This is a genomic window from uncultured Thiodictyon sp. (assembly GCA_903837595.1).
Classification (GTDB): Bacteria; Pseudomonadota; Gammaproteobacteria; order Chromatiales; family Chromatiaceae; genus Thiodictyon.
In genome coordinates this window covers 1-14,880 of the sequence record CAILVI010000277.1, presented here as the reverse complement: position 1 = coordinate 14,880, position 14,880 = coordinate 1, and the positions used below count along the sequence as shown (strand labels likewise).

General features: G+C 67.1%; 10 protein-coding genes and 3 pseudogenes. 8 read left to right on the top strand and 5 right to left on the bottom strand.

Annotation, left to right across the window (positions count from 1 at the left end):
* The coding region (locus QZY44_RS15240; RefSeq protein ID WP_295447720.1) for a hypothetical protein at window positions 1-846 on the top strand (846 nt) is incomplete at its 5' end.
* A gap of 120 nt (window positions 847-966) precedes the next feature.
* On the opposite strand, the gene QZY44_RS15235 is transcribed toward QZY44_RS15240, so the two are convergent.
* The 3 genes from QZY44_RS15235 to asd all read right to left on the bottom strand — a co-directional run bounded on the left by QZY44_RS15235 (window position 967) and on the right by asd (window position 4,077).
* Window positions 967-1,191, bottom strand: coding sequence for a hypothetical protein (locus QZY44_RS15235; RefSeq protein ID WP_295447717.1), 225 nt, complete (start codon window positions 1,189-1,191; stop codon window positions 967-969).
* Between the two features lie 597 nt (window positions 1,192-1,788).
* Window positions 1,789-3,114, bottom strand: coding sequence for a DEAD/DEAH box helicase (locus QZY44_RS15230; protein WP_295447714.1), 1,326 nt, complete (start codon window positions 3,112-3,114; stop codon window positions 1,789-1,791).
* Window positions 3,115-3,195: 81 nt separating this feature from the next.
* On the bottom strand, window positions 3,196-4,077 hold the full coding sequence (asd, locus tag QZY44_RS15225) for an archaetidylserine decarboxylase (RefSeq protein WP_295447711.1): 882 nt from the start codon (window positions 4,075-4,077) through the stop codon (window positions 3,196-3,198).
* Window positions 4,078-4,196: 119 nt separating this feature from the next.
* Here asd and msrB point away from each other — a divergent pair, with 119 nt between their 5' ends.
* From msrB to QZY44_RS35800, 7 genes and pseudogenes are all read left to right on the top strand, one after another.
* The gene (gene msrB / locus QZY44_RS15220) at window positions 4,197-4,616 is read left to right on the top strand and encodes a peptide-methionine (R)-S-oxide reductase MsrB (RefSeq protein ID WP_295447708.1); all 420 of its coding nucleotides are present in this window, start codon (window positions 4,197-4,199) and stop codon (window positions 4,614-4,616) included.
* Window positions 4,617-4,625: 9 nt separating this feature from the next.
* Entirely contained in the window at window positions 4,626-7,847 is a 3,222-nt protein-coding gene (locus QZY44_RS15215) for an ABC transporter permease subunit (RefSeq protein WP_295447705.1), read from the top strand.
* A pseudogene (locus tag QZY44_RS15210) lies at window positions 7,844-8,560 on the top strand (amino acid ABC transporter ATP-binding protein); the annotation flags it as partial. The gene QZY44_RS15215 and the pseudogene QZY44_RS15210, both read left to right, overlap by 4 nt.
* Before the next feature lie 18 nt (window positions 8,561-8,578).
* Complete coding sequence (locus QZY44_RS35805; protein ID WP_365304479.1) at window positions 8,579-8,938, top strand: ATP-binding protein; 360 nt, start codon at window positions 8,579-8,581, stop codon at window positions 8,936-8,938.
* Between the two features lie 189 nt (window positions 8,939-9,127).
* Window positions 9,128-9,403, top strand: coding sequence for a hypothetical protein (locus tag QZY44_RS15205; protein ID WP_295447700.1), 276 nt, complete (start codon window positions 9,128-9,130; stop codon window positions 9,401-9,403).
* A 45-nt stretch (window positions 9,404-9,448) separates the two neighbouring features.
* Window positions 9,449-13,069 carry an EAL domain-containing protein gene (locus tag QZY44_RS15200; protein WP_295447697.1) on the top strand — a complete coding sequence of 1,207 codons (3,621 nt, stop codon included), beginning with the start codon at window positions 9,449-9,451 and terminating at the stop codon, window positions 13,067-13,069.
* Between the two features lie 290 nt (window positions 13,070-13,359).
* Window positions 13,360-13,431 (top strand): annotated as a pseudogene (locus QZY44_RS35800) (hypothetical protein); the annotation flags it as partial.
* Between the two features lie 123 nt (window positions 13,432-13,554).
* Here QZY44_RS35800 and QZY44_RS35795 read toward each other — a convergent pair.
* Together QZY44_RS35795 and QZY44_RS15190 are read right to left on the bottom strand one after the other, a co-directional pair.
* Window positions 13,555-13,923, bottom strand: a pseudogene (locus QZY44_RS35795) (SLATT domain-containing protein); the annotation flags it as partial.
* Between the two features lie 76 nt (window positions 13,924-13,999).
* Complete coding sequence (locus QZY44_RS15190; protein ID WP_295447691.1) at window positions 14,000-14,707, bottom strand: hypothetical protein; 708 nt, start codon at window positions 14,705-14,707, stop codon at window positions 14,000-14,002.
* Between the last annotated feature and the right edge of the window lie 173 nt (window positions 14,708-14,880).

Genomic DNA, 14,880 nt, shown 5'->3' with positions numbered 1-14,880 from the left:
CTGCGCCTAACTGCGCAGCAGTTGACGCCGCTGCAACGCTGGTGCCGCGTGCTCTCCCGCGCCCTGGTGAAATACCTCCACGGCCGCGAATTGCACCCGCCGTCGGGCTTACCGGCCCCCCGGCATAGCCGGAATTTAGCCTCCGCGTGTACCCATCCGCGGGTCAGGAACGGCCTGCGGCGGGCACCAACTGCTCTTTCTAGGGTGATGCAACGCTGCCGTCAGTCCCACTGGCAGTTCATGATCGTGCTAAAGGACAAGGACTTACCCACCGTCTGGGAGGAATACCACGCGCTGCATGCGGTGCAGCCCGACGGCTGCCAGCGCGACTGGGGGACGCGCCGCCAGCGCTTTTGCTGGGTCAACGCCATCGACTATGCCTTCTCAAACAACGGTCGCCGCAACCTCAGTGTGCATGTGGTCGTGTGTGAGGAGACCTGGGAGACGATCGATGAGCAGGGCGCGCGCCTGACCAACACCGCCCGCCACGCCTGGCTGTCCAGCCAGCCGCTCAGCGGCGCGAATGTTCATGAACGCTGCAATCTGGGCGCCCGCTACCGCTGGGGCATTGAGGCCGGCTTTCTGGTCGAGAAACATCAGGGATACCACGACGAGCACGCCTTTGCCCTGAACTGGAACGCCATGAAGGGCTATCACTGCCTGATGCGCCTGGCGCACCTGTTCAACACCCTGGCGCGCTTCGCCCGCCATCTGCGCGACCTCTATGGGCAACTGCGCGTGCGCGGCGCCATCGCCTTCATCCGCGCCTCCTGCGCCGCCCCTTGGCTCGACCCCGCGCGGATGCGCCGCCTGCTCGCCCAGCCGTTGCAGCTTCAGCTCGAATAACCGCCGCCGGGCACGGCGTCGGACCCCGGCCCGCCGGCGACCACCGGTGTCGGGAACTGCTTGCCTGGCGACCGTGACGCCCGCACGCCTACCGCTCCGACCATCCTCCCGGCACCTCTGTCAGGCACCCGCCAGGACCTCCCGTTGCCCCCTCTGGTCAGGGCCAACCCACCCCGCAACGGCCAACGCCAGCGCCCACCGGCGCCGACGCCGCCCGATGTCAGTTGGCGATAGGGTTATGCTCATCCGGGGCTGCCAGTGGCACAGTTGCAGCGGCAGGCGCTGGGCGATCCGGTCCGCCAAGTCGGTGTTGGCGGTCCAGGGCTCAGCGCCGTTGTAGAGCATGATCGGGAGGCCTTGGTCATAATCCCGGCCACCGCGCTAACGGCGAGGTCGTTGGTCCGCACAGCCGGCACTACGGGCGAGGGGCAAGCAACAGAGTCCGCTGTGCGGACCGATCGCGGCTGGCTGGAGTTATGGTCACGGCCGTGCTGGTATCTGCTAATGTCGGTGCAACACCCTGTTTCGAGTATTTGATGCCTCTATCCATCGCTGCCGACCCATAACACCTCGGGAGAACGCCATGAAACGCCTCGTGTGCTCCGCCCTTCTGATCGCCGTCCCTGTCTTTGCGTTAAATCAAGCGCGTGCAGAGTCGCTGGACGAGGCGATGCGTCGATCAGAAGAATGGAAGAAGCAGCAAGACTGGTGTACAGGGACGCGCAAAAGGCGGGCGGAGAGGCAGAAGCGAGGCGCCGGTACGAGGAGCAGAAACACGAAGCGGAGGAACGTCAGCGTAACGGTTGCGCGACAGGGTCGTCTTGGTCCACAACTTCAGGCGGATGTGGACGCTATTAGGGCATAGGACGGCTCAGTGGCTGCTGGGCGCGGAGCGCCAGACACATGCGTGACACCGCGTAGCGGTGTCACGAGAAAGGTAGCTCAGCTCCCCTGCTTGCGCAGCGGTGAGAGCCCCGCCTGCGCCGACGCGGTGGGTTTGCGCCGCTTGCCGATGGCCTTGCGGTCGCGCTCTCGCTCCTTCACCTTCGGTTTTTCCGTGGCGGGGGCGGCCTTGTTGGCCTTGGACGGTGACTTGCGGGGGCCTTTGCGCTTGGTGGGTCCGCTGAACTTGGCCTTCAGCCCCGGGATGGCCCGCGCCTGGAAGCTCAAGCCCAGATAGCGCTCGATGCTCTCCATCAGGTTCCAGTCCTTCGGCCCCACCAAGGCGATGGCGAGCCCCTTCTCTCCTGCCCGGCCGGTGCGCCCGGTGCGGTGCAGATAGTCATCGCCGCTGCGCGCCAGCTCGAAATTGATCACGAGTTGGACCCCGGGGATGTCCAGCCCCCGGGCGGCCACGTCGGTGGCGACCAGGATGCGCACCGCGCCCCCATGCACCAAGCCCATGACGCGGTTGCGCTCGCGCTGATCGAGCTCGCCGTGGAGCACCACGGTGCGCTGACCTTGACCTACCAATAGGGGGCCGAGCGCGATGGCACGCTCCCGGGTATTGGTGAAGATCAGGACCTTCTCGGCGGGCTCGTTCTGGAGCAGCCACAGCAGCTGCTGCTGCTTGTGCTCGGTGTCGTCGCTCAGGATGACCTGATGGGCGATGTCCGGGTGGCTTTCGCGCACCGGGTTGATGACCAGCACCTGCGGGTCGCGCAGCAGCCGGTCGGTGATGGAGCTGAGCCCCTTATGATGCAGGGTGGCGGAGAAGAGCAGTGACTGACGGGCCGGGTTGGTGAAACCGATGATGGTGAGCACGTCCTCGGCAAAGCCCATGTCCAGCATCCGATCCGCCTCGTCCAGGACCAGGACCTCAAGATCCGTCAGGTCCGCCGCGCTGGCCTGGATGTATTCCAGGAGCCGGCCCGGTGTGGCCACCAGGATATCGGGGTTACGGCGCAGCACGGCGATCTGGCGGTCGCGCCGCTCCCCGCCGATGATCACCCCGGCGGTGAGTCGGGTAACGCTCGCCAACCGCATGAAGTGGATATAGATCTGCCGCGCGAGCTCGCGGGTTGGCACCAGGATCAGTGCGCGGGTGGCGCTGCGGGGGGCGCGGGCGTCCAGCAGCTGCTGCATGATCGGCAGCAGGAAGGCGGCGGTCTTACCAGAGCCGGTGGCGGCGGAGACCAGCAGGTCCACGCCGTCCTGGGCCAGGGGGATCACCTGGGCCTGGACCGGTGTGGGGGTCTCGAAGCCGGCCTTCGTAAGGCCGCGCGCGAGCGCCTCCGGGAGCATGAAGTCAGAGAATTGTGGGTTCATGGGCGCTACCATACAGGATTAGGGCGGCTGGTGGCTCCCGGACTTGCGGCAGAATGAGTCCGCGGTCAACGCCCTGATGCCTCAGGCGCGGGTGCCGATGCGCTGCCCAAGCCGCACGGTTTGACCGGGGGCCAGGGTGGCGTCCCAGGTCACGGCACTCGGGGGAAAGAGCAGGACGATGGTGGAACCCAGGTTGAAGCGGCCCATCTCAGCGCCGCGCTCCAGGTGCAACGGCGGGACCTGGTCGGTGTAGTCCCAGCGGCGGCAGCGCGGTCCGGCCCCGGCGGGGGCGACCTCACCCGCCCAGACGGTCTCGATCCCGCCCACGAAGATGGCCCCGACCAACACCAGTGCCATGGGACCCGCTTCGGTACCGAACAAACACACCACCCGCTCGTTACGGGCGAAGAGCCCGGGCACCTGCTGCGCGGTCATGCGGTTGACGCTGAAGAGCCGGCCCCCCAGATAGGTCATCTGCGCCAGGCGACCGGCGAGCGGCATGTGGATGCGATGATAGTCGCGGGGGGAGAGATAGATGGTCGCAAAGGTGCCCCCATCGAACCGCCGATGGTCCGCGGTGTCGCCGCCTAACAGGTCGCACAGGCTGTAGTCGTGGCCCTTGGCCTGGATGATGCGACCATCGGCAATGGTCCCGATCTGGCTGATGGTGCCGTCCACCGGCGAGAGCACGGCCGCCGGGTCCGGGTCCGGGGGACGGGCATCCGGGCGCAGGGCGCGGGTGAAGAAGGCAGCGAGGTGCGGGTAGGCGGACAGGTCGGGCTGCGCGGCCTGACTCAGATCGACGCCGACCAGCCGCACATAGGCGCGGATCATCCAGCCCTTGAGTGGGGCGTAGCGCACCCGGGCGAGCCGGTACATCAGCCGCGACAGCGCGTGCTGCGGCAGCAGGTACTGAAGGCCGACGAAGAGCCGCGCCACCCAGTTTGAATCCCGATCGGTCATTGCCCCTCCGGCAAGAGTGAAGTCCAAGAAACCTGGCCGCGATCTTACGGACCGGGCCGCCGGGCGTCGAGTGCCCTGGACCGCCGGTCATGTTGGTCATGTTGTAACCTGAGGTTCCTATGAGCGAGCACGTCGAAAAGATCGAAAAGACCGAGGCGCAGTGGCAGGCGGAGCTGTCACCCGAGCAGTACCACGTCTGCCGGGAGCACGGCACCGAGCCCGCCTTCACCGGCAAGTATTACGCCACCAAGGAGCCCGGCGTCTACCGGTGCAGCGCCTGCGCGGCGGAACTGTTCGACGCCGGGGAAAAATACGACTCCGGCAGCGGCTGGCCCAGCTTCTGGCAACCGGCCGACCCGGCGGCGATCGGCACCCAGACCGACACCGCCTACGGGATGCGCCGCACCGAGGTGCACTGCAACCGCTGCGGCGCCCACCTGGGCCACGTCTTCCCCGACGGACCCCGCCCCACCGGCCTGCGCTACTGCATCAATTCGGTATCATTGGACTTCGCGCCGCGGGACTCGGACCCCCCATGACAGACACCCATGAAACTGACTAAGCTCCTCCTGATCCTCTGTTTGCTGGTCCCGGCGGCCCTGGGGCTCTGGTCCTGCGACCGGGGAGTACCACCCCCGGGCCAGGGACTGGGGGACACCGCCCGGCCCTCCCAGCAAGACCAGGTCCCGGGGGCGAGCGTCCCCGCCGGCCGGGCGGAGCGTCCGGCGGCGGGCTGGCGTTCCCTGAACGACCTGGCACGGGGGCGTATCGGCGTCATCATGGGCACGATCCAGGGCGCCTATGCCGAGCGGGCCTACCCCGAGGCCACCCTGACCTGGGTCAACAACACCACCGATCTGGTGGTCGCCGTCAAGACCGGCAAGGTGGATACCGCCTTGCTGGATTCAGTCAGCGGCCAGGCCGTCCTCAAGGCCCACCCGGAGTTGGGCATCCTGGCTGACGATTTTCTCACCTATCCCCTAGGGATCGGCTTTCGCCGCGACCGGGCCGACTTGCGTGCCCGCTTCGACCGATTTCTGGAGCGCATCCGAGCGGATGGCACCTTCCAAGAAATCGGGCAGCGCTGGTTGGTCGCGGACCCGGAACAGGCCGTCATGCCCGAGGACCGGCCAGGCGAGTCCAAGGAGCGCTATGTCCTGGGTGTCGCCATTGCCGACCTGCCCTATGTCGCGTACAAGAATGGCCGCTATGTCGGCTACGACATCGAGATCCTGCAGCGTTTCGCCGCGGCGGAAGGCATTTCCCTGGATATTCTGTCGCTGGATTTCAGCGCCCTGATCCCGGCCCTGGCCGCGGGTAAGGTGGACATCATTACCGATGGTATGGCCATCACCGAGGAGCGGCGCCGCGCGGTGGATTTTTCCGCCTCCTATGGCGAGGGACGGGCCGTCGCCCTGGCGCTCAAGACCAAGCTGGCGGCCGCCGCGGCTGGCCAGTCCGTGTCGGCGACCACCAAGACCGCGGGCTGGCGCCGTCTCGACGACCTGGCCGAGGGCCACTTCGGCATCGTCCTGGGCAGCATCCTCGACGGGTACATTCAGCACACCTATCCCCAGGCCCGCATCACGCGCTACCACCAGGCCTCCGACCTGATCCTGGCACTGAAGACGGGCAAACTGGACCTGGCCCTGATGGACAGCAACAAGGCCGCGGTCCCACTCAAGGCCAACCCGGACCTGGCGATCCTGGCCGACGACTTCTACCGGGCGCAATTGGGCCTGGGTATGCGCAAGGACAGCCCGGAACTGCGCCGGCGCTTAGACCGCTTTCTGGAGGAGATCCGGCGCGACGGGACCCTCGAGCAGATGCATCGCCGTTGGATTGCCGACCCCGAGGGGGCGGTCATGCCGGATATTGCGGTGCCGACGGCCCCGCGGGAGCGTCTCGCCGCCGCCGTCGTCCCCGGCGACCTGCCTTTCGCGACCGTCCGGGATGGTCACTACATCGGCCTGGACGTCGAACTCCTCCAGCGTTTTGCGGTCCGCGAGGGGATCGACCTGCGGATCCAGGGACTGGATTTCGGTTCCTTGATCCCGGCCCTGGTGTCCGGCAAGGTCGATCTCATCGGCTACGGCCTGTATGTCACCGAGGAAAGGCAGAAATCCATCGACTTTTCAGCGCCCTATCTGGAAACCCAAGCGCTCGCCCTGGTCCGGCGCGAAAATCTCGCGGGCCAGTCTCCGGGGCCGGTTGCAACCAAGACGGGTGCGGCCCCGGCCACCGGGGCGCCGGTGGCCGGCGGGGCCGGCGTCAAGACCCTCGCCGACTTGGCCCAGGGGCGGATCGCCGTCTTCACCGGTACCGCTCAGGACTTCTACGTGACCCGCGCCTTCCCGCAGGCCCAGATTCAGCGCCTCAACAGTCAGGCCGACTTCGTGTTGGCCCTGAAAAGCGGCAAGGTGGACGCCGCCATCACCGACGCCGTGAGCATCCATCTCATCGCCAGGAACAACCCTGACCTCGAGGTGCTGGCGGAGGACCTCTATGACAGCCCCATCGGCGCGGCCTTCCGCCAGGGGGATGACGGGCTGCGGCAGCGCTTCGACCGCTTCCTGGCGGCCATTGAGGCGGACGGGACCCTGGAGGAGATCCGGCGCCGCTGGTTGATCGAGGACCCGACGACCGTCGTCATGCCCCCGATCCCGGTTCTGGAGTCGGGGGCGCCGCTGCGGGTCGGCACCTCGCTCCTCGTCGGCCTGCCCTTCGTCTCCCTGGCCGATGGGCAATTCACGGGCTACGACATCGAGTTGATCCGGCGTTTCGCCGCCCGGGAAGGGTTCCGGCTGGAGCTGCTGCCGTTGGAGTTCGATACCCTCATCGCCGCGCTGGCCGTCGGCAAGATCGACATGATCGCCTCCAACCTCTCCATCACCGAGGAGCGGCGCGCCAAGGTCAATTTCTCCGCCCCTTACGACCAGGAACACACCGCAGCCCTGGTGCGGAAACGCGACCTCACCGCCGCGGCGACTGGCGGGGAGACCGGTACCCCGGCGGTGGCCCGGCCCCCCGCGGGCGGCGGCTGGAGTTCGCTGCCGGACCAGGCCCGCGGGCTGATCGACGCGTTAAAGTCGAGCGTGTATTCCAATTTCGTCCTCGAACAGCGCTGGCGGCTCCTGGTCAACGGACTCTGGGCCACCTTCCTGATTTCGGTCCTGGCCACCCTCTTCGGCACCCTGCTCGGGGCACTGGTCTGTTATCTGCGCATGTCCGAGCGGCCGTCGTTGCGGCTGCTCGGTGCCGGCTACATCTCCCTGATCCGTGGCCTGCCGGTACTCCTGTTGCTCATGCTGATCTTTTATGTCGCCTTTGCCGCCGTCAACATCGATCCGTTGATCGTGGCCGTGATCGCCTTCGGCATGAACTTCGGCGCCTATGTCTCCGAGATGTTCCGCAGCGGCATTGAGGGTGTCGCGCGCGGCCAGACCGAGGCCGGCATTGCCATGGGTTTCACCCGGTTCCAGAGCTTCATCTTCATCGTCATGCCGCAGGCGACGCGGCGCATCCTGCCGGTCTATCGCGGCGAGCTCATCTCCCTGATCAAGATGACCTCCATCGTCGGCTACATCGGTGTGCAGGACCTGACCAAGGCGGGCGACATCATCCGCAGCCGCACCTTCGAGGCCTTCTTCCCCCTGGTGATGGTGGCGGCGATCTATTTCTTCGTCATCTGGGTCCTCGGGCTGGCCCTCGACCATATCGATCGGCGCACGGACCCGAAGGGCCGTCGCCAGGGGAGAGCACCGGCATGATCAACGTCGAGCACCTGTCCAAGCGCTTCGGTGCGATCGAGGTGTTGACGGACGTCAATGCCCGGATTTCCTCGGGCGAGGTCATCTCGATCATCGGCCCTTCCGGTACCGGAAAGAGTACCTTCCTGCGTTGTCTCAACCTGTTGGACCGCCCCTCGGGGGGACGGATCGAGATCGACGGCCAGGACATTCTGGCCCCCGGGGCAAACGTGCCCGCGCTGCGGCGGCGCATGGGCATGGTGTTCCAATCCTTCAACCTGTTTGCCCATCTGACCGCGCTCGAAAACCTCTGCATCGGGCCGGTGCGGCTGCTCGGCAGGCGCCCACAGGTGGCCGCGGCGGCCGGGGTCGAACTGTTGAAGATGGTGGGTCTGGCTGAAAAGGCGGACAGCCTCCCTGACGAACTCTCCGGCGGACAGCAACAACGGGTGGCGATCGCCCGCTGTCTGTCGATGGAACCGGAAATCATCCTGTTCGACGAGCCCACGTCCGCCCTCGATCCGACGATGGTGAGTGAGGTGCTGGCGGTGATCCGCCGACTGGCCAGGCAGGGCATGACCATGGCCATCGTGACGCACGAGATGGAGTTCGCGCGGGATGTGTCGACGCGGGTGTTCTACCTGGATCAGGGGGTGATCTATGAGGAGGGCCCCCCGGCGCAGTTGTTCGACGCGCCCGTGCGCGAGCGGACCCAGGATTTCATCGGCAAGGTCCGCAGCCTGAGCTGCCACGTGGTGAGCGCGGATTTCGACCTCTACGCCATCTTCGGGCAGATCGAGCAGTTCTGTGAAAAGCACGTCCTGACGGTCCAGACCGCCCGGACCGTTCAATTGATGGCGGAGGAGTTGCTGGCGATCCACGTGGCCCGTCCCGGACCGCTGGACATCGACTTCGTTATGGCGTTTTCGGAGAAGCGGCGGACCCTGGAGCTACGGGTGGATAGCGCCGGTGCCCCCGGTAATCCGCTGGATGAGCCGCAAACACCGGACGGGCTGGGACTGGCACTCATCGGCCACTATGTGCAGGACCTCGCCTATGCGCGGCTCGGCGACCGCAACCGGGTGACGATGCGGTTGAAATCGCTTTCATGATGGACCTCCAGGATCGCACCGCCCGGGCCTGCCTGGCCCAGCTCGAGATCGTCCTGTCGACACCAACCTGAAACAGCGCCTGGTGCGCTCCCCCAAGGTCTTCCTGCGCGACAGCGGCATCCTGCACGCACTGCTCGAAATTGCGGACTGCGATCATCTGCTGCCCCACCCCCAGGTCGGCGAGTCCTGGTGTTTGTGGTCAGGCGCTCCAAGGCGCCCCGGCCGTCCCGGGGTTTCTATACCCCGGTTGACGAACTGCGGCCGGAGGCCGCGACGGTCATTGCCCCGGTCGACGCCCCCTTTGAGTGGCGCCGCGGGGTTTGGGTCATGGACTTGGCCGCGGCCAGCGCGCGCTGGGGGGAGGAAGAGACCGCCCCGACAGATGCCGCCGCGGTCCAGGGCGCGCGGCCGGCCCCCGGCCGCGCATCCGGCCCCCGCACCCGCCCATGCGACCGTGTAGCATAGGCCGGGACGCACCGCCACCGGCGCCCCTGGCTTAGCAAAACAACGATGATCGAGACGCTCACCTTGGCTGACCTGTGCCGGTCCGCCGCCCCACTCACCCTGTTCCCGGATGACCCCGTCTCCCAGGCCGTCGCGGCCATGGGTGAGCGGCGCTTGAGTTCGGTTGTACTGGTAGCGGACGGACGCCCGGTAGGGATCTTCACCGAACGCGACGCCCTGGGCCTGATCGCCCGCGGCGACTATCTCGCCGGGACCCGCTTGGGGGACCTGATGTCCCCGGACCCGCTCACCGCGGCACCGCACCTGAATTTTGTGGACGGCTATGCCTTGATGGCAGAGCACGGCTTCCGGCACCTGGTGCTGGTGGACGACCAAGGTCAACTGCACGGGGTGCTCTCCGAGACCGACTTCGCCCGCGCCTTGGGCGCCGATGAGTTCCTGGGTCCCCGCACGGTAGCGGACCTCATGACCCGCACCCCCGCCACCCTGCCGCCAGACGCGACTGTCGCGACAGCCCTGGGGCTCATGGCCGAGCGGGCCATCAGCTCGGTGGTGATCGTGGTGGCGGGCCAGGCGGTCGGCATCCTGAGCGAGCGCGATGCCATCCGCCTCACCGGAGCGGACTTGGACCTGCGGACCACACCGCTCGCCACCCTGATGTCGCGCCCACTGCACACCATCGGCCCGGACCGCCAGGCCCACGAGGCGAGCGTCAGTATGCAGGAGCTCGGGATCAGGCGCCTGGTGGTGGAGGACGCCGGTGGGGGGCTGGTCGGCATCCTCACCCGGCACGACCTGGTGAAGGATATTCAGAGCATTTATCTGCGCCTGCTGCGGCAGGTGGTGGCCGACCAGGGGCAGGCGCTCCAGGACGCCCGGGCGCAGTTGAGCGAGCAGTCAGTCCTGCGCACCCTGCTGGAACGTTCCGAGCATTTTGGGATCGTGGCGGTCGACGCCGGGCACGCCGTGCGCTTCATCAACGGTGCGGCCCTGGCGGCCCTCGGGCTCAACGCCGAGGGCGCCCGGTCGCTGCCGCTGCCGGGGTTGCTTGCGGCAGCGGGGCTCGCGACCGAGGGCTATGCCGAACGGCTCGCCGCCTTGGTCGGTGCCGAGCGACTGACCCTGGACCTGATCCGCCCGACAGGGTCGGACTGGCGCTGGCTGCGGCTCGTCACCTCCGCCATCCGTGACGGGACGGGGCGTTGCGAGGGCTATCTGCTCAGCATCCAGGACCTGACCCAGGAGCGGGCCGACGCCGAACGCCTGCGCGCCATCGTCGACTCCTCCCCGGCCGGGATCGGCCTGGGAGACATGCAGGGCCGGTTGGTGCTGGCCAACCCGGCCTTCCTCACTATGCTCGGCTACCAGGACCATCCGCAGGAACTGCTCGGGCGGCATTTCAGCGACTTCACCGACACCGAGGATCGGCCCCGCGATGCCGCCGAGTTCGCCCGGCTGCTGGCCGGGCAGGTCCCGAGCTACCGGCTGGAGAAGCGCTATCTGCGCCGGGACGGACGCCTGGTGCGGGCGGACGTGACCGTCTCTGCCATCCGTGATGCCACCGGCCGGATCACGGCCCCCCTGGCCCTGGTGATGGATATCAGCGACCTGCGCCGCGCACAGGAAAGTCTGCTGGAGGCCCAGGCACTCACCCATCTGGGGAGTTGGGAGCTGGATCTGAGCACCAACCGCCTGCTCTGGTCAGACGAGGTCTACCGCATCTTCGGTCTGCCGCCGGGCAGCGAGTTGACGCTCGAGGCTTTTCTGAACCTGGTCCACGAGGACGACCGGGAGCGGGTGGCGGCGGCCTACGCGCACTCGGTGGCGACGGCCGGGGACTATGACATCGAGCACCGGGTACGGCGGCCCGACGGCCGCGTGCGCTGGGTCCGCGAGCGTGGCGGCCATACCACGGACGCGGCAGGAAGGGTGATCCGCACCCTGGGCACCGTCCATGACATCACCGAGGACCATGCCGCCCGGCACCAGCAGCGACTCATCAACACCCTGTTCGAGAGCACCAGTGAGGGCATCCTGATCACCGATGCGGACAACCGCATCGTCGCCGTCAACCCGGCCTTCACCGCCATCACCGGCTACAGCGCGGCGGAGGTGGCCGGGCGCAACCCCCGCCTGCTGCAATCCGGGCGTCACGACGCCGCCTTCTACCGTGAACTGTGGGAGCAGCTCGGACTCACCGGCACCTGGGGTGGGGAGGTCTGGAATCGGCGCAAGAACGGGGAGGTCTACCCGCAGTGGCTCATCATCAACCAGGTGCGCGGCCCCGATGGCCGGGTGCAGCAACACCTGGCGATCTTCAGCGACGAAAGCGCCGCTCAGCGCTCGGCCGAAGCGATCGAGTTCCTGAGCCACCACGACCCACTCACCGGGCTACCCAACCTCACCCGCTTGCGCGTGCGGCTCACCGACGCCTTGGAGCGCGCGAGCGCCGGACAGCATCGCCTCGCGCTGCTGGTGCTGGATCTCGACCGCTTCCAGGATGTGATCGCCAGCCACGGCCATCTCGCGGGTGACGAGGTGCTCAAGGCGCTGGCCGCGCGGCTCGCCGCCGCGGCACAGCCGGCGGACATCCTGGCGCGCCTGGCCGGGGACAGCTTCGTCATCGCCCGCGCGCTTGGGGCGGACCTGGAGGCGGTGCGGATCGCCCAGGACCTCCAGCAGGTCGTCAACCAGCCCCTGGACGTGGCCGGCCTGCCGAATCTCACGGTCACCGCAAGCATCGGGGTTGCGGTCTACCCCGAGGACGGGATCGGCGTCACCAGCCTGTTGCGCAACGCCGAGTCCGCACTGAAGCGGGCCAAGGAGGCCGGGCGCAACGGCATCGCCTGCTACCGCCCGGAGATGACCGCGGACGCGCGCCGCCGCGTCCAGCTGGAGAGCGAACTGCGCAGCGCCCTGGCCGAGGGCGAATTCCGGCTGTTCTACCAACCCATCGTCTGTGTGGCGACCGGCGCCATGGTGGCCGCGGAGGCCTTGATCCGCTGGCAACACCCGCGCAACTGGCTGCTGCTGCCGGCCGCCTTCATCGACGCGGTGGAGCACAGCGACCTGATCCACCCGATCGGGCGCTGGGTGCTGACCCAGGCGGTGGCGCAGGCGCGGGACTGGCAGGCGCTCGCTCGAGTGCGGGTCTCCATCAATGTCGCCGGCCCGCAGATCGCCTCCGGGGAGCTGGCGCGCGATCTGGAGGCCGCGCTGGACTTGGTCGGGCTGGACCCGGGGCTGTTGGAGATCGAGGTCCTTGAGCGCTTCTTGTTGCGCGACCCGGACCAGGCCCTGGCGGAGCTCCAGCGGGTGCATGACCTGGGGGTCGCCATCGCCCTGGACGACTTCGGCACCGGCTATTCCAGCCTGAGCTATCTCAAACGCCTGCCGGTCGATTATCTGAAGATCGACAAGAGCTTCATCCGCCATCTGGTGAGCGACCCCGGGGACTCCGCCATCGTGCGCTCGACCATCACGATGGCGCACAATCTCGGCATCCAGGTCATCGCCGAAGGGGTGGAGACCGCCGACCAATTGGCCTACCTGGACGGCGCCGGCTGTGACCTGGTCCAAGGCTATCTGCTCAGCCGCCCGGTGGCCCCAGAGGTGATCACCGAGGGGTTGGCCGGCGGTCGCGGTTTGATCCTGGCGGCGACCTAGCCACTTTACGGTACATTACAGTAGCTGCTGATTCGAGCCTTGGGTGATGAGTACCTGGGGATCGTCGTGGCCGACGCGGGCCAAAGCACTCGCTTCACCAACAACGCGGCCCTGAATGCGCTGGTGCTGAGCGCCGCGGCGGCCCGACCACTGGCGCTCTGCGCGCTACTGGCGGTGGTCGCTCTGGCGGTCGAGGAATAGGCCGAGCGGCTCGCCGCCTTGGTGCGGGCCACCAGTGAGCGGCACCGGCTTGCACTCTGTTGCTCCTGGACCTCGACCACTTCCAGGATGTGCTCGCCAGTCGTGGATATCTCGCCGGGGACGAGACCCACAAGGCGATCGGCGAGCGGCTCACTGCCGCCGCGCAGCCCGCGGGCATCGTGGCCCGCCTGGCCGGGGACAGCTTCGTCATCGCCCGCCCGATCGATCGACGCAGAGCTGGACGTGTCGGTGCAGGCCGTGCAGTTCACCAAGGCCGTCCAGTAGCGCATCCACCGGCTGGAGAACCCGAACAGCTTATCGAGCAGGACGGTCGCGCCGGACAGGGCCAGGCACCCATAGCCGTAATTGTCTGCCGCCTGGCCCAGGATGCCCTCTACCAACGGCGTGCCGCCGATCAGGGGTAGGAGGGCACCCAGGGTGGCCAACGCGATTGCGCAAAGGCGCAGGAACTTGGACAAATTGGCGATCGATCCCTTGCGGTGCAGGTACCAGCCGATGGCCTCTAAGGCCCGTGACTCGACGAAGCCGCGCAGTTCCAGCAGATACTCGCCCGGCTTGGCGGGGTCCAGAACCAGGGTGCCGAGCGTGGCCGGGTTGAGGTTGCGGGGATTGGACTTGCGGTCAGTGGTCATCCTAGAAAGAGCAGTTGGTGCCCGCCGCAGGCCGTTCCTGACCCGCGGATGGGTACACGCGGAGGCTAAATTCCGGCTATGCCGGGGCCGGTAAGCCCGACGGCGGGTGCAATTCGCGGCCGTGGAGGTATTTCACCAGGGCGCGGGAGAGCACGCGGCACCAGCGTTGCAGCGGCGTCAACTGCTGCGCAGTTAGGCGCAGGGTTTTGAAGAACGCCGCGATCTCGCGGCAGGCGCTTTCCACCCAGGCCGCTTCGGCATGCGGATGGCTAATGGTGATGCGCGTTTGGCCGCTGTGCCGGGTGAGGCGCGCGGGGGCATTGAGCAGCAGCGGACGACTGGTCATCGCCTCGGTATGCTGACGGGGGTCAGCCAAGCGCACGAACAGGCTCCACCAGTTGTAGGTCAGCGACGTGATGCGCGCCATGAAGCGGCAGCGTTTAATATCCTGGGTGGTGAAGCCACCCCAACCCCAATCGTTCTTGAGCTCATCGAAGGGATTTTCCGCGTCGGCGCGATCACGATAGCACTGCGTGACCGTGCGGATCTCATTGGCCAGTGAGGTCACGAGGACGGCGTATTCGTAGACGATGGTGTCATCGGTGAGTTCGGCGAAGCTCAGACAGAGCTGTTCGGGTTCGCCCGGAGCCTGCATGGCGAGATCGGCTTTGATCTGGCGCCACAACACGATGGTGCGGCGCGCTTGGCTCCAGCCCTCCAGGCGCAGGCGTGTCTCGGCCCCCTGCCAGCCCTGGTCGGCTTCGCTCCAGGTGGCCCCGCGCATGAGGCGTTCGACGGTTTTCTTGACCCCTTTAATTCTACTTCGTCACATTTAACGCTTTGAAATATAATCAAAAGTGGTATAAAATAGGAGCTTGATTCGAGCCCTTGAGAACGGCCACGCGGATGAACCGAGGCCCACCGGAACCAACTTCCCTTTAAGAGGATTCAAGATGT

Excerpts from the sequence above, each read along its gene's own strand:
- QZY44_RS15235 (WP_295447717.1), bottom strand. The coding sequence starts at position 1,191 with ATGCTCTACAACGGCGCTGAGCCCTGGACCGCCAACACCGACTTGGCG.
- QZY44_RS15230 (WP_295447714.1), bottom strand. The coding sequence starts at position 3,114 with ATGAACCCACAATTCTCTGACTTCATGCTCCCGGAGGCGCTCGCGCGC.
- asd (WP_295447711.1), bottom strand. The coding sequence starts at position 4,077 with ATGACCGATCGGGATTCAAACTGGGTGGCGCGGCTCTTCGTCGGCCTT.
- msrB (WP_295447708.1), top strand. The coding sequence starts at position 4,197 with ATGAGCGAGCACGTCGAAAAGATCGAAAAGACCGAGGCGCAGTGGCAG.
- QZY44_RS15215 (WP_295447705.1), top strand. The coding sequence starts at position 4,626 with ATGAAACTGACTAAGCTCCTCCTGATCCTCTGTTTGCTGGTCCCGGCG.
- QZY44_RS15200 (WP_295447697.1), top strand. The coding sequence starts at position 9,449 with ATGATCGAGACGCTCACCTTGGCTGACCTGTGCCGGTCCGCCGCCCCA.
- QZY44_RS15190 (WP_295447691.1), bottom strand. The coding sequence starts at position 14,707 with ATGCGCGGGGCCACCTGGAGCGAAGCCGACCAGGGCTGGCAGGGGGCC.